The sequence below is a fragment of the Ornithinimicrobium pulveris genome (genome assembly GCF_050261105.1).
Taxonomy (GTDB): domain Bacteria; phylum Actinomycetota; class Actinomycetes; order Actinomycetales; family Dermatophilaceae; genus Ornithinicoccus.
Map to the genome: position 1 here is coordinate 924,932 of NZ_CP189837.1, position 22,734 is coordinate 947,665.

Sequence of the window (22,734 nt, forward strand, 5' to 3'; positions counted from 1 at the left end):
AGCCCCACCGGACGCGCGCCAGGTCAGCCCTCACCCCCACCGAACGCGCGCCAGGTCAGCCGGAGAGCCCACGGAACGCGCGCCGGGTTGACCTCAGTGGTCGTGACCGCCGTGGCCGTCGTCCTCGGTATCGGCCGGCTCATCCGTCGTCGCGGGGGAGTCGGTGTGGCCACCGTGCTGAGAGTGTCCGGCCAGCCAGGCGTCGATGTCCTCGCGGGGCTCGGCATCCCGGTCGCGCAGCAGGTCGCGCATCAGGTTCACCTCTCCGGTCTGGGCGTTGACCATCCGCTGGGCCGCCGCCAGCACCCGCGGGTCGGTCGCCGACTCCAGCGCCGCATCGGCCATCTCTACACCGGCCAGGTGGTGGGTCGTCATCAGCTGCAGGAAGAGCACCTCCGCCTCCCGACCGGAGGCGTCGGTGAGCTCCTGGATCTCGGTGGGTGACGCCATACCGGGCATGGTGACCCCCAGCGGGAGGTCCATCGAGGCGTGGTCGTGGCCCTCCATCCACAGCATCCGCTCGCCCTCGCGGGCGCGCGGAAGGTTCCAGTCCTCGAGCCAGGTCGCCATCATCCCGCGCTCGAATTCCTGGTTGTTGACGATGTCGGTCGCGAGCCGGCTGACCTGCTCGTCATCGGTCCGCTGCATGACCAGGATGGACATCTGCACCGCCTGCGCGTGGTGCTCGCTCATGTCCCGGGCGAAGCCGGCGTCAGCGCTGGTGTCGCTCGGTGTCCGGTCGCCGAAGCTCAGCCAGCCGACCAGCACCCCCAGGCACAGCGCCGCAATGGTGACCACGGCCAACGCGGGGGCGCCGAAGTTGCGCCACCGCTCACCGGCGGCCGGCCGCGCGGGACGCTCCTCGACCACGTCTTCGCCGCTCACGTCCGCACTGCCCACGTGCCCGCTGCCCAGCTGCTCGTTCATCCGCGCTGCACCAGGTCAACGGTCGTGCCATTGGTGCAGGCAGCGCCCGGCTCGGGGGTGTCCGGGCCCTGCTTGTACTGCCGGATGAAGGCGGTCAGCACGCGCTCGTCGGCGTCGTCCAGCGTCAGCTGGTTGCCCCACGAGGTGGCCACGACCGGGCTGTCCTGCTCGGGCTTGGGGGAGACGAGCATGTAGTCCTGCTCGCCGAGCCGCTCCAGCACCGCGATCTGGTCCGCGGGCAGGTCGGGTTGGTAGGTCAGCCAGACCGCGCCGTGCTCGAGGGAGTGGACCACGTGCTCGTTGGGGACCGGCTCGCTGTAGACGCCGCAGTCCCACCACGCGTCGTGGTGCGGGCCGCCCACCGGCGGCGACTCGGTGTACTCGACCGGACCGGGCTGGTGCACGGCCGCGGCGTACTCGTAGTGCTCGACATCCGACAGGTCGACCAGGGCGGGGGACTCCCGCACGATGGTCCAGGTGACCAGGCCGATGATCAGGGCCAGCGCGACGCCGGCCGTGCCCCAGATCATCAGTCCGCGACGGCGCTCGGCCGCGCGGCCTGCCTTCTGGATCTTGGCCGCCTTCGCGGCGCGGTCGGAGGAGGGAGATCGATCGGGGCGCGGCACTATTTCTCCTGCGGGGGAAGGGACGTCGATCCCAGCGTATGCGGTGTTGCTGGGAGATCCCTCATACTGGGTCTGCGATGATCACCGCCGTGGACGATCCTTCCGTGAACGCCCCCGCACACTCCCAGGCCCCGGCGCGCACCGCCCCGGGGCCGATGGTGCGTCGCCTCGCCGGAGCGACTCTGATCGCGCAGGCCATGTCGGTCTTCTTCGGCGCGATGGCGGCCTGGCAGCTGGACGCCGCGCACGGTGGTGAGACCGGGATGCGCAATCTGTGGCTGATCGGGGCGCTGGCGGTGCTGTGCCTCGTCGCCGCTGGCATGCTGCGCTCGCGCACCGGCATCATCCTGGGGTGGGCAGCGCAGGTGCTGACCCTGCTGTCGGCGATCATCCTGCCCGCGATGGCGATCGTGGCCCTGATCTTCGGATCGCTGTGGTGGCTGTGCCTGCACCACGGCGGGCGGATCGACTCCGACCGGGCCCGCTGGGCCGCCGAGGCGCAGGCCGGCGCAGCCGAGACATCCGATCCGCAGGCCGAGACCAGCACGCACGAGGAGCGCTGAGCGATGGACTACTTCACAGCGATCATCCTCGGGCTCGTCCAGGGCCTGACCGAGTTCCTTCCCGTCTCCTCCAGCGCGCACCTGTCGATCGTCGGCCGCCTGATCGGCCAGGAGGACCCCGGCGCGGCCTTCACCGCGATCACCCAACTGGGCACCGAGGCCGCCGTCCTCGTCTACTTCTGGAAGGACATCTGGCGGATCATCAAACACTGGTCGCTGGCGCTGGTGGGCAAGATGCCGCGCAACGACGCCGACGCCCGCTTGGGTTGGTTGGTGATCGTCGGCTCGATCCCGATCGGCGTGCTCGGCCTGCTCTTCCAGGACGACATCGAGACCGGCCTGCGCAGCCTGTGGATCACCGCGACGATGCTGCTCGTCTTCTCCTTCGTCATCCTGGCGGCCGAGAAGGTCGGGCGGCAGACGAAGGTGATGCGCGAGCTCACCTGGCGCGACGGCATCATCTATGGCCTCTTCCAGGCGCTGGCGCTGGTGCCCGGCGTCTCGCGCAGCGGCGGCACGATCGCCGGTGGCATGTTCATGGGGTACACCCGGGCGGCCGCCGCGCGCTACTCCTTCCTCCTCGCGATCCCGGCGGTCCTGGCCTCCGGGGGCCTGCAACTGTGGAAGTCGATGAACGAGACCACCGCGATCCCGGTCGCGTGGGGCCCGCTGTGGGTCGCCACGATCCTCTCCTTCTTCGTCGCGCTCGCGGTGATCGCCTGGTTCATGCGCTTCATCAGCCGCAACTCCTTCACCCCGTTCGTGATCTACCGGATCATCCTGGCGCTCGTGCTGTTCGCCCTCCTCGGTTTCGGCGTCATCCCTGCCTGAGGCGCACGCATGAGTCTGGTCTCGCTACTCACCTCCGTCCTCCCGCTCGTGCTGCTCGCGGCGGTCAGCCCGATGATCTTCGTCAACGCGAGCACGATGGCGCTGGGCTCCGGCTCGGGTGCCGTGCTGCGCTATCTGGCGGGCAACGCGCTGGTGATCACGGCGGTCGGCGTGATCGGCGCAGGTCTGCTGGGGGCGGCGTTCACCGCCTTCGTCCGGCGCGAGATCGCCTCGCACAGCGTCGACCTGGTCATCGCCCTGGTCCTGATCCTGTATGGCGTTCACCTCGCCCGAGGCCTGCTGCGCGGGCAGCGTAGGGATGACCCGCAGGCAGCCCGAGCGACGGGTTCTGAGCGCGGCAGGAATGCCTTCTCGTTGGGCGTCGTCGGCATGATCACCAACTTCACAACGCTTCCGCTCTTCCTCTCGGCGGCCCAGCGGATCGGTGGCTCCGGACTCCCCTTCCTGGAGGTCGTCCTGGTGCTGCTGCTCGCCGTGGCCGTGACGCTGGCGCCTGCCTGGCTGCCGTTGGTCCTGCTCAAGGTCGCCCCCGGTCTGGTCCGGCGCCGTGGCGATGCTCCGAGCAAGAGCCGCAGCATCGGCCCTTGGCTGCCGGTGGCAGCCTGCTTCGCCGGAGGCGCGGTCCTCGCCTGGCGCGCGTTGGCGGCCCTGCTCTAAAGAGGTAGGTGACGGCATACGGGGCCGGAGCCGGGGTTGACTACCCTGAAGCACGTGACCGACACCCCGAAGACCGAACGTTCCCTCGTCCTCGTCAAGCCCGACGGCTACCGCCGCGGCCTCTCCGGTGAGGTGCTGCGCCGGATCGAGGCCAAGGGCTACACCCTTGCCGCGCTCGCCGTCGTGACGCCGAGCCGTGAGCAGCTTGAGGCCCACTACGCCGAGCACGAGGGCAAGCCCTTCTACGAGCCGCTGCTGGAGTTCATGTCCTCTGGCCCGGTGACCGCCGCGATCGTCGAGGGCAACGGCTGCATTCCCGGCTTCCGTTCCCTGGCCGGCGCCACCGACCCGACCGCTGCGGCGCCGGGCACCATCCGCGGCGACCTCGGCCGCGACTGGGGGTTGAAGGTGCAGCAGAACATCGTGCACGGCTCGGACTCCGTCGAGTCCGCCGAGCGCGAGATCGCGATCTGGTTCCCCGAGCACTCCTGAGCGCGCGCAGCGTGAGTTCGTCCCGGTTGCGGGCAGTCCCGAGCGTCGGAAGAGTGTGACCCAGGCCACCCCGGCCGGGGGCTCGGCCACGACGAGAGGACGATCATGAGCACGCAGGGTGACGAGAACACGTTCGACGACAGTGGGCTGACCGACGACAACCTGTCCGAAGCCTTCGATTCCGTGCAGGAGCCCAGCTCCGGCGAGGGCGGTGCCCTCGACGGTGGCGCGGGCAATGACGGTGGCGCCGATGGTGGCGCCGATGGCGGTGCTGACGGTGGCGCGGACGGCGGCGCAGATGGCGGTGCTGACGGTGGTGCTGATGGTGGCGCGGACGGCGGCGCAGATGGCGGTGCCGATGGCGGCGCGGACGGTGGCGCTGACTCCGGCGCCGACCGGTGACCGAGCCGCACCACGACGCGACGGGGGCCGCACCTGCGGGTGCGGCCCTCGCCCGCCTGCTCGGGGGCACGGACCGGGAACGGTTCGCGACGACATACTGGGGCCGAACGCTGCACCTGGCTGACGCGGCGGCGCGGGGGGACGACGCCTTCGCCGACCTGTTCAGCCTGGACGCGGTCGATGAGCTGATCACCGACCGCGGGCTGCGCACCCCCTTCCTGCGGGTCGCGCGCGACGGGTCGACCCTGCCTGAGCGTGCGTTCACAGCTGGCGGCGGGATCGGGGCCGGGATCGCTGACCAGGTCAGCGATGACAAACTGCTCAACCTGTTCGCCGACGGCGCGACCATCGTGCTGCAGGGGCTGCACCGCACCTGGGGGCCGATCCGCGAGTTCAGCGCCGATCTGGCGGCGGAGCTGGGGCATCCGGTGCAGGTCAACGCCTACATCACGCCGCCGCAGAATCAGGGCTTTGACGATCACTACGACGTCCACGACGTCTTCGTCCTGCAGATCCATGGCGAGAAGCGCTGGGCGCTGCGCCAGCCGGTGCTCGACGCCCCGTTGCGCGACCAGCTGTGGACCGATCGCCGCGGCGAGGTCGAGGCGCGCGCGGCCGAGCCGGCGCATACCGAGACGACGCTGCGCCCGGGGGACTGCCTCTACCTGCCGCGTGGCTGGATCCACTCGGCTCGCGCGCTGGGTGGGGTCAGTGCCCACCTGACGATCGGCGTGCACCAGTGGACGCGGCACCACCTGGCCGAGGCGCTCCTCGAGCGGTCTCGGGGTGGTCTTCGGGACGCGACGCAGGTCCGGGCGAGCCTGCCCCTGGGCGCCGACCTGACTGATGCCGCGTCGCTCGCCGAGGATGTCGAACTCGCCCGCGAGGCGCTCGTCGAAGCGATCCGGTCACTGCCCGCCGATGACATCGTCGGCGTGCTCCGAGGCCGGGAACGTGCAGCCCAGCGGCCCTCGCCGATCGCGCCCTTGGCGCAGCTGGCAGCGGTTGAGAAGCTCGCTATCGAGGACGAGTTGCGGTTGCGCCCGCACCTCATGGTCGACGTGCTCCCGGGGTCTTCGGAGGAGGAAGTGGTCGTCTCCTCCCGGGCGGGTCGATTCCGTATGCCGGCCACCCACCTTCCGCTCCTGCGTCTCCTGCTCGACGAGGGCCGCGTCGAGGTTCGGGCGCTGGCTGCCGAAGAGAACGAAGCGCTGGAGCTGGCGCGGTCGTGGCTGCGGCACGGGGTCGCGCTGCGAGGCTGCGCAGCACAGGGCGCGTTCGGTGCCGCGTAAATTCGCACCATTTCTCACAACAACTATCGGATTGCGCGGGCGTCCTGTCGTGGCGGGGCGGGTGCAAGGAGGCTAGTTCGTCGACCGACCTTTTCGCTCTTTGTCCGTATTCAGAGACGCGTTTCCTTGTGCGCTTCTTTGCTCCAATTTCTTGATCCGGCTGTTCAGCTGGAATGCCCAAAGGGCGAGGGCAATAAATAGCGCGAGAGGTGCGGTAACAAATAATATTTCCCATCCGTGCATGATTGCCAACTCACTTTCGTTGAGGGGTTCGGCTTTTTAGCCGTACCAGGGCCTCTTCGATTGCGCACGGACTGCCAAAGAACCAGTGACCCACGGATTCCGCGAAGTGTGGAACGCGACAGCGGGGCGGGAGCCAACCCGTCCACGCGAGCACGACGCGCGTTCGGTTGGGGTGGTCCGGGCGGGCCTGCGAGACTGGGCATCTATGTCCGACCACCCCGCGCAGCCTGCCGATCGGCCAGTCGCGCAGCCCGACCCACCGTCGTTGCCGACGGTGCCGTGCAGCACGGCCGCCCGGGAGCGGCAGGATCCGCTGCTCGGGACGGCCCCGCCCCAGCACCGCTTTCTCCTGGTCGAGCAGGACGGCGGATGGGCCTTCGCCGGATTCCCGGCCCTGGCGATCCAGGAGGACATCCGGGACGAGGTCGCTGCCCGCGCGGAGGCTGCCGGTGCGCGGGTGATGCTGATCAGGCGACCCGGACGGCATACGTCCTCGGTCTGTCTGACCCGCTCGTGGTGCGTGGTAGACACGCGCGCACCAGAGGGGGCGCGAGTGACGTGGGGGACGTGGGCCTACCCGACCGAGTTGCTCGCCGCGGTCGACCGGCTGGAGGAACTGGCCGGGACCGAGCGAGACCGGAGCGCCGACCCGCACCGCTCTGCACCGGCAGCCGCGCCGGGCGAAGGCGACGATTTCTCCTCTCTCGAGGCACCCGAGGAGCTGCTCATCCTCGTCTGCACCCACGGCAAGAAGGACCCCTGCTGCGCCGTCCGCGGCCGCCCGGTTGCCGCGGCGCTCGCCCGCCGTTACCCGGAGGCGACCTGGGAGTGCTCGCACACCGGCGGCGACCGGTTCGCCGCCAACGTGGTCGTGCTGCCGGATGGCGCGTCCTACGGCGGGCTCGACGTCGACAGCGCGCTGACCACCATCGCCGACCACCGTGCCGGCCGGCCGGCGGCAGCCCACCTCCGCGGTGTCTCCGGCTGGGCACGACCGGAGCAGGCCGCGATCGTGGCCGTGCACGACCAGCTCGGACCGCTGGCGCCCGGTTCAGTCACCCCGGTGGCCTCGCGCTCCGAGCAGCCGACAGGTGAGGACGTCGCCGCCAGCGTCGTGACCCTTCTGCTGGCGGACGGCCGGTGCGTCGAGGTGCCGGTCACCGAGCACGTCCGCGCCGCCGCCAGACTGACCTGCCGGACCGAGGCGCACAAGGTCTCGCAGGTCCCGGTGCCGGGCGTCGTCAGGATTGTCGAGCCCTGACCCGAGCCGCGCGTCCCTTGTCTACGATCACCTGGTGACCACCGGACGCCAGCGACCCGCCCGCGGCGGCTGGGCACCCCTGGGCCGCGACCTCGCCGTCGACCTGGGCACCGCGACCACCCAGGTCTGGGTCCGGGGCCGGGGCATCGTCATCGACGAGCCCAGCCTCGTCGCCATCGACTCCACCACGGGCCGGCTCGTCGCAGCCGGCGACACCGCCCGCGACATGCTCGGGCGCACCCCGGAGAAGGTGCTCACCCTGCGTCCGCTCTCCGACGGCGTGATCACCGACGCCGAGGTCACCGAGCAGATGTTGCGCCACTTCATCCAACGGGTGCGGCCCTCGCGGCTGCTCCGCCCGCGCACCGTGGTCTGCGTCCCCAGCAGCATCACCGGCGTCGAACGCCGCGCCCTCGAGGACGCGGCGATCCGCTGCGGGGCGCGCGGGGTCTACGTGGTCGAGGAAGCGATGGCAGCGGCGATCGGGGCCGACCTGCCGGTCGAGTCTGCGGCCGCGTCACTGGTCGTCGACATGGGCGGTGGCACGACCGACGTGGCCGTGATCTCGCTGGGTGGCGTGGTGAACGCGCGCAGCCTGCGGGTCGGGGGCGACGAGGTCGACGAGGCGATCGTGGCCGGGGTCAAGGACTCGCACGACCTGCTCCTGGGGGAGCGCTCGGCCGAGGACATCAAGATGCGGGTCGGCTCGGTCTGGCCACTCGCCGAGGAGCTCACCACGCGGGTCCGCGGCCGCGACCTGTCCACCGGCCTCCCGCGCACCATCGAGCTGGGCAGCGACGAAGTCCGCCGGATGATCGAACCGGTCACCACCCAGGTCGTCGAGGTGGTCCGCCTCGTCCTCGACATCTGCCCGCCCGAGCTGTCCGGCGACCTGATCGACACCGGCATCGTGCTCACCGGTGGGGGCGCGCTCCTCAAGGGCTGGACCGAACGTCTCCGCCACGAGCTCGGGATCCCGGTCCGACTCGCCGAGGATCCCCAGCACGCGGTCGCCCGCGGCGCCGGCGCCTGCGTCGAGGACTTCAGCTCGCTGCGCCGGGTGCTCTCGGGCTCCGCCCGGAGGTGAGGTGTATGCCGCAACGCACCCAGGCCCTGCCCATCACCGCCGCGATCCTCACCGTGCTCACGGCGGGTGCGGTCGTGGTTGATCTCGCCCGACCGGGCCTGGTCGAACCAGTGCGCGCTGCCGTGGCCACGGTCGCGACGCCGGCCCAGGGGGTGCTCTCTGGCTGGGATGACGCCCGTGTCGCGACGCTGACCGAGGAGCGCAACGCCCTCGCCGCCGAGGTGACGCGGTTGGAGGAGGAGGCTCGGCGACACGGTCAGCTGGAGTCGCTGGACCGGTCGACGACCTGGGGTGACCACCGGCTCGTGCCGGCGCGGGTCGTGGCCTTCGCGCCCGCCACCTCGCCGGTGGGTGGGCGGACGGTCACGATCGACGTCGGCACCGACGCGGGTGTCCAGGTCGACCAGACCGTGGTCTGCGTCGATGGGCTGGTCGGGCGCGTGGTGCGGGTGGGCGCGGGCACCAGCGACGTTCTTCTGCTGGGTGATGCCGGGGTCGTCGTTGGCGTGCGCTTCGGGCACGAGGGTGCCCTGGGCACTGTGCAGGCGACCCCGGCACCTGGTGTGCCGCCCAGGGCATACGGCGATCTGACCCTCACGGCGCTGGGCGACACGGAGATCCAGGTCGGCGATGAGGTCACCACGCTCGGCAGCCCGGACGACACCCCCTACGCCGCCCGAATCCCACTGGGCGTGGTGACCTCGGTCGACCCCGACCGGGGCCAGCTCGGCGCGACCGCGGTGGTCCGCCCGCACGTCGACACCGATCTGCTCGACCTGGTGGCCGTGGTCTTCGTAGACCGCGCTGAGGGCGCTGCGGACAGGGAGTCCGACACCGATTCCGGCACTGACGACTCCACCACCGATGAGGGCGACGAGCGATGAACCGCCTCCCCGGCGTCCTTGTCCGGCTGCTGCTGCTCGTGCTGGCCGTGCTCCTGCCCAGCGCCTGGCCGACCGGCGTGCCGCGCCCCGATCTCGTCATCCTGATCGTCGCGGCGGCGGCTCTCATGCGTGGTCCGACGACCGGACTGCTCGTCGGCCTCGCCGGCGGCTGGCTGCTCGACCTCGTCCCGCCCGGCGCCGAGCCCGCCGGCGCCAGCGCCCTCACCTATGCCGCCGTCGGGCTGCTGCTGGGCCTGACGCGACGCCTGGCAGCCAGTTCACCGGTGCTGCCCTTCCTGGCCACCGCACTGGGATCCGCCCTCGTCCTGGCCGTGCGTGGCATCACCGCAGCCGCCGGTATCGGCCGGGTCGTGTGGACCGAGCTGGTGTGGACCTGGGCGATCACGATGCTGGTGGCGATCATCGTGCTGCCTGCTCTGCTGGCCGTCGAGCGGTGGCTGCGCGAACGGCGCTGGGCATGACTCCGCCGCGACCATCCTCCCCGCGACCTTCCTCCCCGCGACCTTCCTCCCCGCGACCTTCCTCCCAGCGACCATCCTCCCCGCGCCCGACGATCCGGCGCCGACCCAGCATCCGGGTGGACCGACCGCAGGTCACCCCGCCCCGGGTCCGCAACCGCCTGGCCACCGGCCCCATGTGGGCCCTCGTCCTCTCGGTCGTCCTGCTGGGCACGCTGCTGCTGGGCCAGCTCGGTCAACTCCAACTGGCCCAGCACGAGGAGATGGCAGCTGCGGCCGCCGAGGTGAGCACCCGGGAGATCAGCACTCCCGCCCTGCGTGGCCGGATCCTTGCCGCCGACGGCACCCCGTTGGCCGCCAACGCCCCGTCGACCGTCATCACCATCGACCCCGTCGCCGTCATGGAGTCCGAGGACGACGGTCGCGCCGTGATCGAGGACGTCGCCGCGGCTCTCGACCTGCCTGTCGAGCAGCTCTGGGGCCGGACCCGCCTCTGCGGGACCGCCGACGCGCCTCCGGTCCCCGCCTGCTTCTCCGGGTCGCCCTATGAGCCGATCCCGCTGGCCTATGACATCGACCCGGTCGCGGCGCTCGCCGTCCTCGAGCGCCCCGAGGCCTACCCGGGCATCGCCGTCAGCACCATCCCGATCCGCGCCTACCCGGCGCAGGCAGGCCAGGGCGTGAACGCCGCCCACCTGCTGGGCTACCTCGGCCGGCCCACCCAGGAGGAGGTCGACGCCTCGGCTGGCCTGATCGACCCCCAGGACAAGCTGGGCCGGGCAGGTCTGGAGCAGGTCTACGACAGCCGACTTCGCGGCATACCGGGCACCACGACCGTGACCGTGGACCCCCGGGGCGCGGTCACGGGGCAGCTGAGCCGCACCGACCCGGTCGCCGGGCAGGACGTGCGCACCCACCTGGACGTGGACGTGCAGCGCGCCGCCGAGCAGGCGATCGCCGACGCGGTCGAGGCCGGGCGGGAGATGGGGAACCCGGCGCGCTCCGCCGCGGCGATCGTGCTCCGCCCCGACAGCGGCGCGGTGCTGGCCTCGGCGAGCTGGCCGACCTACGACCCCGACATCTGGACGCGGGGGATCAGCCAGGCGGAGTACGACGCGCTCCTGGACCCTGAGCAGGGTCAGGCGCTGGTCAACCGGGTCGTCGCCCAGACCTATCCGCCCGCCTCGACCTTCAAGGTGGTCTCGCTGCCGGCCGCCCTGCAGACCGGGATCGACCCGGACGCGACCTACCCCTGCCCCGGTGCGGTGACGATCGCGGGCCAGCGCTTCACCAACCACGAGTCCGAGGAGCACGGCGATCTGGACCTGACCGAGATCATGGAGGTCTCCTGCGACACCACCTTCTACCGGTGGGCCTATGAGCAGTGGGGCGACCTGGGTGGGATCGCGCAGACCTCCGACGACGGCGACCGGTTCATCGCGGTCGCGCGCGGTTTTGGGCTGGGCCAGCGGACCGGGATCGACCTCACCGCAGAGTCGGCCGGGTTGGTGCCCTCGCGCGCCTGGAAGCGGGAGTATTGGGAGGCCACCCGAGAGGAGACCTGCCGCCGTGCGGAGGAGGGCTACCCCGAGATCGAGGACGAGGACCGGCGGGAGTTCCTCGAGCAGCTCGCCGAGGAGAACTGCCTCGACGGCTGGCAGTGGCGGCCCGGTGACGCCGTGAACTTCTCGATCGGCCAGGGCGATGTGCAGGTCACGCCGGTGCAGGTGGCGATGGTCTACGCCGCGATCGCCAACGGTGGCCGACTGTGGCAGCCCGAGCTCGCCGCCGCCGTGCAGCACCAGGACGGGACCGTGGTGGAGGAGTTCGAGCCGGACTCGCTGGGGTCGGTCGCGCTGACCGACGAGGCGCTGTCGATCGTGCGCGCCGGGCTGGACGGGGTGAACACCGAGGGGACCGGAGCGGCCGCCTTCGCGCGGTGGCCCCACACGGCATACCCGATCAGCGGCAAGACCGGCTCGGCCGAGGCGTTCGGCCAGATCGCCACGTCCTGGTACGCCTCCTACGGGCCCACCACCGACCCCCGCTATGTGGTCGTCGTGATCGTCGAGGAGGGCGGGCTCGGCGGGGAGGTGGCGGCCCCGGCGGCCCGCGCCATCTGGGAGGTGCTCCGGGCCCGCGACGAGTCCGGTATGCCGTAGCTCACCGACGTGGGACGCGTTTCGTCGCGACCGGCGACAGGGTTTGTCCTGCCCGGACCGCTTCCGTAGGGTCAACACCGTGAGCGACAACGCGGCGGCCCCGCTGGCCGAGACAGATGCCCCCGTGCCAGAGGGGACCGACCCGATCAGCCCCGAGCTGCGTGCCGACGTACGGCGGGTCTCCACGCTGCTCGGCCAGTCGCTGGTCCGCCATCACGGCCAGGAGCTGCTCGACGCGGTCGAGCGGGTGCGCCTGACCACCAAGGCGAGCAAAGCCGGTGACGAAGGTGCCGCCGACGAGGTCCGCCAGGTCCTCGCCGATCTGCCGCTGGACGCCGCGACCGATCTCGTCCGCGCCTTCTCCGCCTACTTCCACCTGGCCAACGCGGCCGAGCAGGTGCACCGCGTGCGCACCCTCACCTCACGCGACGAGGGCGACGGGTGGCTGACCGCCGCTGTGCGCGACATCGTCGAGGCCGGGGGACCGGAGCTGCTGGAGCGCACCGTCGCCGAGCTCGATGTCCGCCCCGTCTTCACCGCCCACCCCACCGAGGCCTCCCGCCGCAGCGTGCTGACCAAGATCCGGCACCTGTCCGACATCCTGGCCACGCCGACCTCGCAGGACACCCTCGCCCGCCGCCGCCAGGACCGCGATCTCGCCGAGCTCGTCGACCTCATCTGGCAGACCGACGAGCTGCGCCAGACCCGGCCGACGCCGATGGACGAGGCGCGCAACGCCATGTACTACCTGGACGAGGTCCTCACCACGACCATGCCCGAGCTGCTCGGCGACCTCGCCGACCTGCTCACCGAGCACGGGATCACTCCCGACGTGGCCCGACCGCCGCTGCGCTTCGGCACCTGGATCGGCGGCGACCGTGACGGCAACCCCTATGTCACGCCGGAGGTCACCCGCGAGGTTCTGCATCTGCAGGGCCGGCACGCGATCGGGGTCGCGCTCTCCCTGCTCGACGTCCTGATCTCCCAGTTGTCCAGCTCCACGGTCGTGGTCGAGGTCGACCCCGGGCTGGAGGAGTCGCTGCAGCGCGACCTGGCCAACCTGCCCGGTCTGGACAAGCGCGTGCTGGAGCTGAACGCCCAGGAGCCCTACCGCCTCAAACTCACCTGCGTGCGCGCCAAGTTGCTCAACACCCGCGCGCGGCTGGACAACGGGACCGCGCACGAGCCCGGTCGCGACTACGCCGACGGGCACGGGATCCTGGCCGACCTGAAGCTGGTCGCCGAGTCGCTGCGCAATCACGGCGGCGAGCTGGTCGCTGACGGTCGCGTCGCGCGCGCGGCCCAGACGATCGCCGGCTCCGGCCTGCACCTGGCCACCCTTGACGTCCGCGAGCACTCCGAGAAGCACCACGAGGCGCTCGCGCCGCTCATCGACGCGCTCGAGGACGACGGCGCCGATCGGGCGGGGGAGGACACCGGCAGGACCCCGTATGCCGATCTGGACCGGGCCGCGCGCACCCGCCTGTTGGACGTCGAGCTGGGTTCGCGTCGGCCTCTGCTGACCCGTGCTGCCCGGCGCGAGCAGACCCTGGCCGTCTTCGACGAGATCCGACTGGCCGTGGAGACCTACGGCGAGGAGGTCGTCGAGACCTACATCATCTCGATGACGCAGGGCCCGGACGATGTGCTCGCGGCGGCGGTGCTGGCCAGGGAGGCCGGGCTCGTCGACCTGCACGGCGACTCCTCGGGGGAGGGTGCCTTCGCCCGCGTCGGCTTCGCCCCGTTGTTGGAGACGATCGATGAGCTGCGCGGCGCAGCCGACCTCGTCGACGCGATGCTCTCGGCGCCCAACTATCGAGCGCTCGTGAGGCTGCGCGGCGACGTGCAGGAGGTCATGCTCGGCTATTCGGACTCGAACAAGCAGGCCGGCGTGCTGACCAGCCAGTGGGGCATTCACCAGGCGCAGCGCGCCCTGCGGGACGTAGCCGCCAAGCACGGGGTGCGGCTGCGCCTCTTCCACGGCCGCGGCGGCAGCGTCGGCCGTGGCGGTGGCCCGACCTACGACTCGATCCTGGCCCAGCCCAATGGCGTGCTCGAGGGGGAGATCAAGTTCACCGAGCAGGGTGAGGTGATCTCCGACAAGTACTCCCTGGGGGCCCTGGCCAAGGAGAACCTTGAGCTCGCGATCGCCGCCGTGCTGCGGGCCACCGCGCTGCACCGCGACCCCCGCACCACCGCCGACGAGCGCGAACGCTATGGCGAGGTGATGGACCTGGCCAGCGATGCGGCATACGGGGCCTATCGGCGGTTGATCGACGACCCGGACCTGCCCGGCTACTTCGTCGCGGCGACCCCCGTGGACCAACTCGGGGCGCTGAACATCGGCTCGCGCCCGAGCAGTCGACCCGACAAGGGCAAGGGGCTGGACGGCCTGCGGGCGATCCCCTGGGTCTTCGGCTGGACGCAGACCCGGCAGATCGTGCCCGGGTGGTTCGGCGTCGGTTCGGGGCTGAAGGCGGCGCGCGAGGCGGGGCACGCGGACACGCTGGCCGAGATGCTGGAGCGCTGGCACTTCTTCAAGGCGGTCGTCTCCAACGTCGAGATGACCGTGGCGAAGACGGATCTGTCGATCGCCGCGCACTATGTGCACACCCTGGTGCCCGAAGAGCTGCGCCACGTCTTCGACGTGATCCGCGAGGAGTTCGAGCTCACCGTGAGTGAACTCAAGGCGCTCACCGGTGAGGAGGACCTGCTCGATGACCAGCCGGTGCTCAAGCGCACGCTGGCGGTGCGGGACAACTACCTGGACCCGATCTCCTACCTTCAGGTGGAGTTGCTGCGGCGGCTGCGCGAGTCCGACGAGGGTGACGACGGGTCCGACAATGGCGGCGATCGGACCCAGAGCGACGAGAGCGGCCGAGACCTCGACGGCCTCCAACGCGCTCTGCTGGTGACCGTCAACGGCGTCGCGGCGGGTCTGCGCAACACCGGCTGAGCCGGTGCGAGGCACTTCCCCCGAAAGGGTGGGAAGTGCCCTGATGAGAGGCCCTCTCATGTTCGATAGGGAAAGTTGGACACATGAGGACGAACACGAACCGGACGATGACCGCCGCGCTCGCCCTGGTGCTTTCGCTCACGCTGACCGCCTGCGGCAGCAATGACACTGAGGGTGACGGGGTGACCCCGCCGCCCACCGGCTCCGCGCAGGAGAACGTCGGCGACACCACCGACGACGGCCCGCTCGAGGACGTCGGCGACCCGACCGCCCCGATCGATGACGACGCCGACATGACCGAGGACGAAGACGTCTCCGAGGGCGAGGCGATGGACCTCACCCAGACCGCGCTCGCCGCGATCGCCACCGCCGAGGAGGAGACCGGCGGCATCGCCTACGAGATCGACGACCAGGACGATGACGGCACGTGGGAGGTCGACGTCCGCGTCGACGACCGCTCCGTCGAGGTCACCGTCTCCGAGGACGGCACCGAGGTCGTGGGCACCGAGGACGACGACCTGGACGACGACGACCGCGCCGCGCTGGACGCTGCCGAGATCACCATCCAGGAGGCTATCCAGATCGCCATCGACGAGGTCGGCGGCGTGCTCGACGACGTCGAGCTGGAGGAGGACGACGGTCGCTACTACTGGGAGGTGAGCGTCGACTCGACCGACCGCGGGATGGACGACGTCGAGGTCAAGATCGACGTCACAACCGGCGAGATCATCGAGATCGACGACTGAGCTGACCGGGGGGCGTGAGCCCACCAGAGCCAGCCACGCACGGCCCGGAACCGCACTCGCGGACCGGGCCGTGCGGCATACGGGCGGGTGACCTGAGAGCATCACCCCATGCCCGAAGGACACACGCTGCACCGGCTGGCCGGCGCGCTCGACACCGCCTTCGCCGGGACGACCCCGCACGTCAGCAGCCCGCAGGGACGCTTCGCCGACGGTGCCGCGCTGCTCGACGGGACCACCCTCGAGCGGGCGTGGGCGCACGGAAAGCTGCTCTTCGTCGACTTCGCCGAGGGGCGCACCCTCTACGTCCACCTCGGGCTGATCGGCAAGTGGTTCGTGCTGCCCGTGGAGCCCGATCACGCCGAGACCGGACCGCCGGTCACCGGCGTCGTGCGGCTGCGGGTCGAGGACGGGAGCCATGTCGCCGACCTGCGCGGCCCGATGGCCTGCCAGGTCGTGGACCAGGAGGAGGTGCTGCGGCTCGTCGATCGCCAGGGACCCGACCCCCTGCAGCCGGTGAGTGAGCTGAACGATCCGGATGCGGCATACGGGCGGATCTCGCGCTCGGGCAAATCGATCTCCGAGCTGCTCATGGACCAGACCGTGCTGGCCGGCGTCGGCAATATCTACCGCTGCGAAGTGCTCTGGCGGCACCGCCTGCACCCGCTTAAGCCGGGCCGATCGCTCAAGCGCGCGTCCTGGCAGCTGATCTGGGACGACCTCGTCACGCTCATGCCGTGGGGCGTGCGCACGGGGCGCATCATCACCCTCGACGACGTGCTCGCCGACACTGCTGCGGCCTGGGAGCGCGGCGAACGGCCCGAGGTCCCGCGCGAGTTCGCGGTCTACCAGCGCACCGGTATGCCGTGTCTGCGGTGCGGCGCGACGGTGCGCCACAAGAAGGTGGCCGGCCGCAATCTGTTCTGGTGCGGCGGCTGTCAGCGCCGCACCTGACCCCTCACCCCCCGAGGTCCGCGGCGTCGGGCGGCAGCGTCAGCGCTCGAAGACCTGCGCGGCCCAGCGGTAGGCCCCCTCGTGCTCCGGGTCACCGAGGATGCCCTCGAGCAGGTCGCGCGGGGCTGGGTAGTCCTCGCCCAGCGCCGCGAGGTACTTCTCGTGCGCCTCCAGGGACGCGACCGCCCGGTCGAACTGCTCGGTGACGTCCACCTCGTGCGTCGGCTCGCTCGTGGCCGCGACCGCGATCCAGCGCACCCCGTCCCAGGGCTCGTGTCCCTCGGTGATCAGCTCGGGGAAGATCCACCGGTTGCCCGCCGCCGCGACCGCGTCCAGCGTCGCCAGCCCGACCGCGCGGTGATCGGCCTGGTTGAGATTGCTGCCGCCGAAGGTCTCGTGGTGGTTCAGCGTGGTCACCACCTCGGGCTTGAGCCGGCGGATCTCTCGAGCGAGGGCCCGCCGCAGGGTCAGGTCCGCCTCGACCACGCCATCGGTGAAGCCCTCCAGGAAGTGCACGTCCTCGGCGGCCACGCCGACCTTCGCCGCCCCGTCACGCTCCTCCTGCTCACGCAGCGGGCCGGCCTGCTCGGGCGCCATCGTGGCGATGCCCGCCTCGCCGCGGGTGACAAGGAGATAACTCACCTCCTTGCCCTCATCGGTCCAGTGCGCGACCGCCGCCGCGGTCCCGTACTCCAGGTCGTCCGGGTGGGCGACCACGCACAACGCCCGCTGCCAGTCGGTGGGGAAGGTCTCCAGTGCCATGTCACCCACCCTGCCAGGCGGCCGACATCTACGCTGCGTCACACGCGAACGGTTGCCGGACAGGAGGGGGTATGTCGCCACCCACCTCATCCCGCTCCGCACCCGGTCCGCCGGCGGGGTCGGAGGACCGGTTCCGCAGGCTCTACGCCGACGTGCGGGACGATGTCCAGCGCTTCGTGCTCCGGCGGTGCGATCCCGCCGAGGCCGACGATGTCGTCGCCGAGACGTTCACGACCGTCTGGCGCAGGATCGCTGATCTGCCCGATCACCTGGGCGATCAACGGGCCTGGGTCTACGGCATCGCCCGCGGCTGCCTGTCCAACGTCCGTCGCAGCCGAGCCAGGAGGACGGCGCTCGCGGTCCGGATCGCCGAGGTCCCGCCACGGTCCGCCAGCAACGAACCCGCTGATGCGGCGGCGCTCCTCGACCTGCGCCGCGCCTGGTCGCGGCTCTCGCCGCGACACCAGGAGGCCATCGCCCTCACCGCCTGGGACGACCTGACCTCAGACCAGGCCGGACACGTCCTCGGGATCAGCGCCACGGCATACCGGGCCCGGCTGGCCCGCGCACGCTCAGCGCTGCGCTCCCACCTGGAGGACTCGGACTGCACCACCACCCACACCAGCCTCACCCGTCTCGAACGGAGCCTGCCATGACCCGCACCGACCAGCTCACCGACCACCGACCCGACGACGTCGACCGCCTGCTCGCCCGGCTCGACCCGGCCCTCGAGGACCCCGGCCCGTATGCCGATCTCGACCTGGACCGGATCGTTGCCGGCCACGACAGGGAGAATCGGGGCGGGCTCCAGGGCGCGACCGGCCGGAGCGCCCACCACCCCCACCGTTGGTGGGTGGGCGCTGCCGCGGCCGCCACGATCGGCGCCCTCGCGCTCAGCGCGCTCCCGGGGCAGCAGAGCGCCTATGCCGGGTGGACCGCCACGCCGGCCGGGGTGCCGGCCGCCGACCTGCCGAAGCTGGTCGACGACTGCCTCGAGAACATGCGCAGCGCGGCCGACGACAGTCAGACCTGGTGGACCGCCATGCCGGTTGAGGAGATGACCACGGTGCTGGCCGAGCGCCGCGGGGAGAGCACGCTGGTGCTTCTGGAGGGGCAGGGTCACCTGGGCCACTGCTTCACCGACGCGCACCGCGGTGGGTCCTTCGGCTTCGGCGCGGCCGCCGACCCGAGCGCCCGGCCTGCCGGCGACAGCCTGTCCCTGCTCGCCTGGGACGGTGGTCAGGAGGGGGTTGAGACCGACGAGCCGAGCCTGGCCCCCTCCCAGATCACGCTGGCCGGTCGGGCGGGTCGGGACGTGACCGGGATCGTCCTGCATCAGCCCGGTGAGCCGGGTCAGAGCGTGCGCGCGACCCTGACCGATGGCTACTGGGCAGCGTGGTGGCCCTACGCGCTGAGGAGCGATCGGATGCCTACGCCCGCCGGGATCACCGCCGACCTGACCCTGGCCGACGGCCGGGTGATCGAGGGGATCGACCTGCTCTCCGTCGCCAACATCGACCAGGAGCTCTCCGGCTGGATCCCCACTCCCTGAAAGTGCGGCCAGCTCACGCCGCGACCAGCGGTCCGCGCACCCGGCTCGATTAGGGCGGGCGCGCGGGCCGCTGATATTCTGAGCGGTGCCGTCAGAACGGCCGCGGAACCAGAGTGCCCCGGTGAACAGGCCCGGGTTGCGCCGCGCAACGAGAGAAGGAGTCGCCCATGGCGAACGAGACTGCCACCAAGGCGGAGATCATCAAGGAGTACGCCACGACCGAGGGCGACACCGGCTCGCCGGAGGTGCAGGTCGCGCTCCTCACCCACCGGATCAAGGAGCTCACCGAGCACGCTCGGGAGCACAAGCACGACCACCACAGCCGCCGTGGGCTGCTGCTGCTGGTCGGCAAGCGCAAGCGCCTCCTCCGTTACCTCGAGGAGACCGACATCGAGCGCTACCGGTCGCTGATCAAGCGACTCGGCCTGCGCCGCTGAGCTTCGCAGGGGAGCGGTTCCCGACCATCGGGGGCCGCTCCCTTGCGTATGGCGTCACCCACCTGCATCCGTAGGTGCGGCGCCCTGGGGACTGCCGAGACGGTATACCCCACGCAGTAAGTAGGACCAGCCGGGCACAACGACGATGCCCCGTGCTGAGCGAGATGAAGAAAAGGAGGGCCCATGGAGGGTCCAGAGATCACCTTCGCCGAGGCGACCATCGACAATGGTTCGTTCGGCTCCCGCACCGTCCGGTTCGAGACCGGACGCCTGGCCAAGCAGGCCGGCGGTTCCGTCACCGCCTACCTCGACGACGACACGATGCTGCTGTCCACCACGACGGCCAGCAAGCACCCCAAGGACCACTTCGACTTCTTCCCGCTGACGGTTGACGTCGAGGAGCGCATGTATGCCGCGGGCAAGATCCCCGGCAGCTTCTTCCGGCGTGAGGGCCGTCCGGGCACGGACGCGATCCTCACCTGCCGCCTGATCGACCGGCCGCTGCGCCCGACCTTCGCCAAGGGTCTGCGCAACGAGGTCCAGGTCGTCATCACGGTGCTGTCCCTCAACCCGGACCACCAGTACGACGTGCTCGCGATCAACGCCGCGTCCGCGTCCACCCAGATCTCGGGCCTGCCGTTCAGCGGCCCGATCGGCGCCACCCGCGTGTCCCTCATCGACGGTCAGTGGGTCGCCTTCCCCAACTTCTCCGACATCGAGCGCTCGACCTTCGACATGGTCGTGGCCGGTCGCGTCGTGGGTGACGACGTCGCGATCATGATGGTCGAGGCCGAGTCCACCGAATCCACCTGGAACCTCGTCAACAGCGAGGGCAAGCAGGCGCCGACCGAGGAGGTCGTGGCCGAGGGCCTCGAGGCTTCCAAGAAGTTCATCAAGGCACTGTGCGACGCCCAGGCCGAGCTGGCCGCCAGCGCCGCCAAGGAGGTCATCGAGTTCCCGCGCTTCCTGGACTACGAGGACGACGCCTACACCGCCGTCGAGGAGGCCACCTCGGCTGACCTCGAGCAGGCGCTGCAGATCGCCGGCAAGCAGGAGCGCGAGAGCCGGATCGATGAGATCAAGGCCGCGATGAAGGGCAAGCTGCTCGGCCTGCAGATGGGTCAGGACGGCGAGGCCGCTGGCTCGTCCGTGTCCGAGGACGCTCCGTTCGCCGGGCGCGACAAGGAGCTGGACGCCGCCTACCGCAGTGTGCAGAAGAAGCTGATCCGCGAGCGCATCCTGCGTGACGAGGTCCGCATCGACGGCCGTGGCCTGCGCGACATCCGTGCGCTGTCCGCCGAGGTCGAGGTCATCCCGCGCGCTCACGGCTCGGCGATCTTCGAGCGTGGCGAGACCCAGATCATGGGCGTCACCACGCTGAACATGCTGCGCATGGAGCAGCAGCTGGACACCCTGTCCCCGGTGACCCGCAAGCGCTACATGCACAACTACAACTTCCCGCCCTACAGCACCGGTGAGACCGGCCGCGTGGGCTCCCCGAAGCGCCGCGAGATCGGCCACGGTGCGCTCGCCGAGCGCGCCCTGATGCCGGTGCTGCCCACGCGCGAGGAGTTCCCCTACGCGATCCGTCAGGTGTCCGAGGCACTGGGCTCCAACGGCTCGACCTCGATGGGCTCGGTCTGCGCGTCCACCATGTCGCTGCTCAACGCCGGTGTGCCGCTGCGCGCGCCCGTCGCGGGCATCGCGATGGGTCTGGTCTCGGCCGAGGTCGACGGGCAGACGCAGTACGCCGCGCTGACCGACATCCTGGGTGCCGAGGACGCCTTCGGCGACATGGACTTCAAGGTCGCTGGCACCAAGGAGTTCGTCACCGCGATCCAGCTGGACACCAAGCTCGACGGCATCCCCGCCGACGTGCTGGCCGGTGCGCTGACCCAGGCCCGCGAGGCCCGGCTGCACATCCTGGATGTGATGAACGAGGCCATCGACGTCCCGGACGAGATGAGCCCCTTCGCTCCGCGCGTCATCTCGGTGAAGGTGCCGGTCGACAAGATCGGCGAGGTCATCGGCCCGAAGGGCAAGATGATCAACCAGATCCAGGAGGACACCGGCGCCGACATCTCGATCGAGGACGACGGAACCGTCTACATCGGCGCGACCGACGGACCCTCGGCCGAGGCCGCCCGGGCCGCGGTCAACGCGATCGCCAACCCGCAGATGCCGGAGGTCGGCGAGCGCTTCCTGGGGACCGTGGTCAAGACCACCACCTTCGGTGCGTTCATCTCCCTGCTCCCGGGTAAGGACGGACTGCTGCACATCTCCGAGATCCGCAAGCTCGTGGGTGGCAAGCGCATCGACGCCGTCGAGGACGTGCTGTCGGTGGGCCAGAAGGTCCAGGTCGAGCTCAAGGAGATCGATCCGCGCGGCAAGCTCTCGCTGGCCGCCGTGGTCGAGGGTGAGGGTGACTCCGCGGGTGGCGATGCTCCGGCCGCTGGCGGCGAGGGCGCTGCTCCCGCCGGCGAGGAGGACGCCCCCGAGGGTGCCGCCTCCGCCGAGGCCCCGCATCTGCCGCCGGCCCCCGAGGACGTCAGCGACGGTGCGGACCCCGAGGCTCCGGCCCACGGCTCCGTCGCGGAGGGTGACTCGGCCGCCGGTGGCGACCGTCCCCGCCGTCAGCGTCGCCGCCGTGGTGGCCGGGGCCGTGGTGGCAACGGCGAGAACGGTGACAGCGCTGCTGGTGCCGACGGCTCCGAGGGCTGATCAACCCAGCTGAACCGCATTTCTGCACCGCCTCGCGCCGGTCGATGACCGGCGCGAGGCGGCCCGCCGAGTCAGGCGAATGGCGGAGAGCACGCCGAAGGGCGGGCCGGGACATCCCGGCCCGCCCTTCGACGTGGCTCACCAGGGCGAGTCCAGGGTGACGATGACGCAACGTAGCGGATGCACATAAAGACGTCCCGTGGTTGTCGTCACGTGGAAGTTGGCAACGTTGCCAACTTCCACGTGACGACAACCACGGGACGCGCGCCCAGTGAAGGAGCGCTGTGGTCAGGCGGCGCTGCTGCTGCTGCTGCTGCTGCGGTGGTTCTTCGGGGCCTTCTGACCCACGTGCCAGCGCATCTCCATCCGGGTGCGGCCGTCGGGCCCCTTCACCGGAACCCAGGTCATCATGCGCGGCTGCTTCCGCGCACTCAGGTGGCGAAGCTTGGTCATCGGATCCACCTCCTTGTCGTCCGTGACGAGGGTGCTTCTCGAACCGTGCGTCTGCGCTATTTGTGCCGACGTTCATCGGCGGTGTTCATCTGCCGTTCACCTAACGTTACCCGAGGGCAAGTGTCCTGTCGAGGGTTCTGATCGACTCGGCGTGGCGTAGGCTCCCGGCTCAGTGTTGTCGCGCCTGGGGCTGATGGGGTTGCTGTGGCGCCGCTTCGTGGGCAGGCAT

The 22,734-nt window shown here is 70.8% G+C and carries 22 protein-coding genes; 18 read left to right on the forward strand and 4 right to left on the reverse strand.

What is annotated here, in order from left to right; all coding sequences use genetic code 11:
* Positions 1–93: 93 nt before the first annotated feature.
* Both ACQBAT_RS04275 and ACQBAT_RS04280 read right to left on the reverse strand, forming a co-directional pair.
* A complete protein-coding gene (locus ACQBAT_RS04275; protein ID WP_420746743.1) occupies positions 94–927 on the reverse strand; it encodes a DUF305 domain-containing protein in 834 nt (277 codons plus the stop codon).
* The gene (locus ACQBAT_RS04280; protein ID WP_420746744.1) at positions 924–1,553 is read right to left on the reverse strand and encodes a DUF3105 domain-containing protein; all 630 of its coding nucleotides are present in this window, start codon (positions 1,551–1,553) and stop codon (positions 924–926) included. The genes ACQBAT_RS04275 and ACQBAT_RS04280 overlap by 4 nt, the downstream gene beginning before the upstream one ends.
* A 104-nt stretch (positions 1,554–1,657) precedes the next feature.
* Between ACQBAT_RS04280 and ACQBAT_RS04285 the strand changes: the two genes are divergently transcribed.
* The 14 genes from ACQBAT_RS04285 to ACQBAT_RS04350 all read left to right on the forward strand — a co-directional run bounded on the left by ACQBAT_RS04285 (position 1,658) and on the right by ACQBAT_RS04350 (position 16,580).
* Complete coding sequence (locus ACQBAT_RS04285) at positions 1,658–2,116, forward strand: DUF4233 domain-containing protein (protein WP_420746745.1); 459 nt, start codon at positions 1,658–1,660, stop codon at positions 2,114–2,116.
* A 3-nt stretch (positions 2,117–2,119) separates the two neighbouring features.
* Positions 2,120–2,947: an undecaprenyl-diphosphate phosphatase gene (locus ACQBAT_RS04290; RefSeq protein WP_420746746.1), complete on the forward strand. Its 828-nt coding sequence runs from the start codon at positions 2,120–2,122 to the stop codon at positions 2,945–2,947.
* Between the two features lie 9 nt (positions 2,948–2,956).
* Positions 2,957–3,625: a hypothetical protein gene (locus tag ACQBAT_RS04295; RefSeq protein WP_420746747.1), complete on the forward strand. Its 669-nt coding sequence runs from the start codon at positions 2,957–2,959 to the stop codon at positions 3,623–3,625.
* Positions 3,626–3,679: 54 nt separating this feature from the next.
* Positions 3,680–4,117, forward strand: a complete 438-nt coding sequence (ndk, locus tag ACQBAT_RS04300; RefSeq protein WP_420746748.1) for a nucleoside-diphosphate kinase — start codon at positions 3,680–3,682, stop codon at positions 4,115–4,117.
* Positions 4,118–4,222: 105 nt separating this feature from the next.
* Positions 4,223–4,519, forward strand: a complete 297-nt coding sequence (locus tag ACQBAT_RS04305) for a hypothetical protein (protein WP_420746749.1) — start codon at positions 4,223–4,225, stop codon at positions 4,517–4,519.
* Positions 4,516–5,811, forward strand: a complete 1,296-nt coding sequence (locus ACQBAT_RS04310) for a cupin domain-containing protein (protein WP_420746750.1) — start codon at positions 4,516–4,518, stop codon at positions 5,809–5,811. Before ACQBAT_RS04305 ends, ACQBAT_RS04310 begins: the two co-directional genes overlap by 4 nt.
* A gap of 448 nt (positions 5,812–6,259) precedes the next feature.
* On the forward strand, positions 6,260–7,315 hold the full coding sequence (locus tag ACQBAT_RS04315) for a sucrase ferredoxin (protein ID WP_420746751.1): 1,056 nt from the start codon (positions 6,260–6,262) through the stop codon (positions 7,313–7,315).
* 34 nt (positions 7,316–7,349) lie between these two features.
* Complete coding sequence (locus ACQBAT_RS04320; RefSeq protein WP_420746752.1) at positions 7,350–8,402, forward strand: rod shape-determining protein; 1,053 nt, start codon at positions 7,350–7,352, stop codon at positions 8,400–8,402.
* Between the two features lie 5 nt (positions 8,403–8,407).
* Positions 8,408–9,286, forward strand: coding sequence for a rod shape-determining protein MreC (gene mreC / locus ACQBAT_RS04325; protein ID WP_420746753.1), 879 nt, complete (start codon positions 8,408–8,410; stop codon positions 9,284–9,286).
* Entirely contained in the window at positions 9,283–9,768 is a 486-nt protein-coding gene (locus tag ACQBAT_RS04330) for a rod shape-determining protein MreD (protein ID WP_420746754.1), read from the forward strand. The genes mreC and ACQBAT_RS04330 overlap by 4 nt, the downstream gene beginning before the upstream one ends.
* Positions 9,769–9,884: 116 nt before the next feature.
* Positions 9,885–11,927 carry a penicillin-binding protein 2 gene (gene mrdA, locus ACQBAT_RS04335; protein ID WP_420746755.1) on the forward strand — a complete coding sequence of 681 codons (2,043 nt, stop codon included), beginning with the start codon at positions 9,885–9,887 and terminating at the stop codon, positions 11,925–11,927.
* A gap of 103 nt (positions 11,928–12,030) precedes the next feature.
* On the forward strand, positions 12,031–14,883 hold the full coding sequence (gene ppc, locus ACQBAT_RS04340) for a phosphoenolpyruvate carboxylase (RefSeq protein ID WP_420746815.1): 2,853 nt from the start codon (positions 12,031–12,033) through the stop codon (positions 14,881–14,883).
* A gap of 83 nt (positions 14,884–14,966) precedes the next feature.
* On the forward strand, positions 14,967–15,629 hold the full coding sequence (locus tag ACQBAT_RS04345; protein ID WP_420746756.1) for a PepSY domain-containing protein: 663 nt from the start codon (positions 14,967–14,969) through the stop codon (positions 15,627–15,629).
* 108 nt (positions 15,630–15,737) lie between these two features.
* The gene (locus ACQBAT_RS04350; protein ID WP_420746757.1) at positions 15,738–16,580 is read left to right on the forward strand and encodes an Fpg/Nei family DNA glycosylase; all 843 of its coding nucleotides are present in this window, start codon (positions 15,738–15,740) and stop codon (positions 16,578–16,580) included.
* A gap of 39 nt (positions 16,581–16,619) precedes the next feature.
* Here ACQBAT_RS04350 and ACQBAT_RS04355 read toward each other — a convergent pair whose 3' ends face one another.
* Positions 16,620–17,342, reverse strand: coding sequence for a PIG-L deacetylase family protein (locus ACQBAT_RS04355; protein ID WP_420746758.1), 723 nt, complete (start codon positions 17,340–17,342; stop codon positions 16,620–16,622).
* Positions 17,343–17,413: 71 nt separating this feature from the next.
* Between ACQBAT_RS04355 and ACQBAT_RS04360 the strand changes: the two genes are divergently transcribed.
* From ACQBAT_RS04360 to ACQBAT_RS04375, 4 genes are all read left to right on the forward strand, one after another.
* A complete protein-coding gene (locus ACQBAT_RS04360; RefSeq protein ID WP_420746759.1) occupies positions 17,414–17,998 on the forward strand; it encodes an RNA polymerase sigma factor in 585 nt (194 codons plus the stop codon).
* Positions 17,995–18,894 (forward strand): hypothetical protein, encoded by a 900-nt coding sequence (locus ACQBAT_RS04365; RefSeq protein ID WP_420746760.1) that lies wholly within the window; start codon positions 17,995–17,997, stop codon positions 18,892–18,894. The genes ACQBAT_RS04360 and ACQBAT_RS04365 overlap by 4 nt, the downstream gene beginning before the upstream one ends.
* A gap of 167 nt (positions 18,895–19,061) precedes the next feature.
* Positions 19,062–19,331 (forward strand): 30S ribosomal protein S15, encoded by a 270-nt coding sequence (rpsO, locus tag ACQBAT_RS04370; RefSeq protein WP_420746761.1) that lies wholly within the window; start codon positions 19,062–19,064, stop codon positions 19,329–19,331.
* 183 nt (positions 19,332–19,514) lie between these two features.
* A complete protein-coding gene (locus ACQBAT_RS04375; RefSeq protein ID WP_420746762.1) occupies positions 19,515–22,052 on the forward strand; it encodes a polyribonucleotide nucleotidyltransferase in 2,538 nt (845 codons plus the stop codon).
* 288 nt (positions 22,053–22,340) lie between these two features.
* Here the strand turns inward: ACQBAT_RS04375 and ACQBAT_RS04380 are convergent, their stop codons facing one another.
* Positions 22,341–22,505: a hypothetical protein gene (locus tag ACQBAT_RS04380; protein ID WP_420746763.1), complete on the reverse strand. Its 165-nt coding sequence runs from the start codon at positions 22,503–22,505 to the stop codon at positions 22,341–22,343.
* Between the last annotated feature and the right edge of the window lie 229 nt (positions 22,506–22,734).

Coding starts and splice junctions, on each gene's coding strand:
- ACQBAT_RS04275 (WP_420746743.1), bottom strand. CDS start 927: ATGAACGAGCAGCTGGGCAGCGGGCACGTGGGCAGTGCGGACGTGAGC.
- ACQBAT_RS04365 (WP_420746760.1), top strand. CDS start 17,995: ATGACCCGCACCGACCAGCTCACCGACCACCGACCCGACGACGTCGAC.
- ACQBAT_RS04295 (WP_420746747.1), top strand. CDS start 2,957: ATGAGTCTGGTCTCGCTACTCACCTCCGTCCTCCCGCTCGTGCTGCTC.
- ACQBAT_RS04330 (WP_420746754.1), top strand. CDS start 9,283: ATGAACCGCCTCCCCGGCGTCCTTGTCCGGCTGCTGCTGCTCGTGCTG.
- ACQBAT_RS04350 (WP_420746757.1), top strand. CDS start 15,738: ATGCCCGAAGGACACACGCTGCACCGGCTGGCCGGCGCGCTCGACACC.
- ACQBAT_RS04290 (WP_420746746.1), top strand. CDS start 2,120: ATGGACTACTTCACAGCGATCATCCTCGGGCTCGTCCAGGGCCTGACC.
- ACQBAT_RS04355 (WP_420746758.1), bottom strand. CDS start 17,342: ATGGCACTGGAGACCTTCCCCACCGACTGGCAGCGGGCGTTGTGCGTG.
- ACQBAT_RS04345 (WP_420746756.1), top strand. CDS start 14,967: ATGAGGACGAACACGAACCGGACGATGACCGCCGCGCTCGCCCTGGTG.
- mreC (WP_420746753.1), top strand. CDS start 8,408: ATGCCGCAACGCACCCAGGCCCTGCCCATCACCGCCGCGATCCTCACC.
- ACQBAT_RS04380 (WP_420746763.1), bottom strand. CDS start 22,505: ATGACCAAGCTTCGCCACCTGAGTGCGCGGAAGCAGCCGCGCATGATG.
- ACQBAT_RS04360 (WP_420746759.1), top strand. CDS start 17,414: ATGTCGCCACCCACCTCATCCCGCTCCGCACCCGGTCCGCCGGCGGGG.
- rpsO (WP_420746761.1), top strand. CDS start 19,062: ATGGCGAACGAGACTGCCACCAAGGCGGAGATCATCAAGGAGTACGCC.
- ACQBAT_RS04375 (WP_420746762.1), top strand. CDS start 19,515: ATGGAGGGTCCAGAGATCACCTTCGCCGAGGCGACCATCGACAATGGT.
- ACQBAT_RS04305 (WP_420746749.1), top strand. CDS start 4,223: ATGAGCACGCAGGGTGACGAGAACACGTTCGACGACAGTGGGCTGACC.
- ACQBAT_RS04315 (WP_420746751.1), top strand. CDS start 6,260: ATGTCCGACCACCCCGCGCAGCCTGCCGATCGGCCAGTCGCGCAGCCC.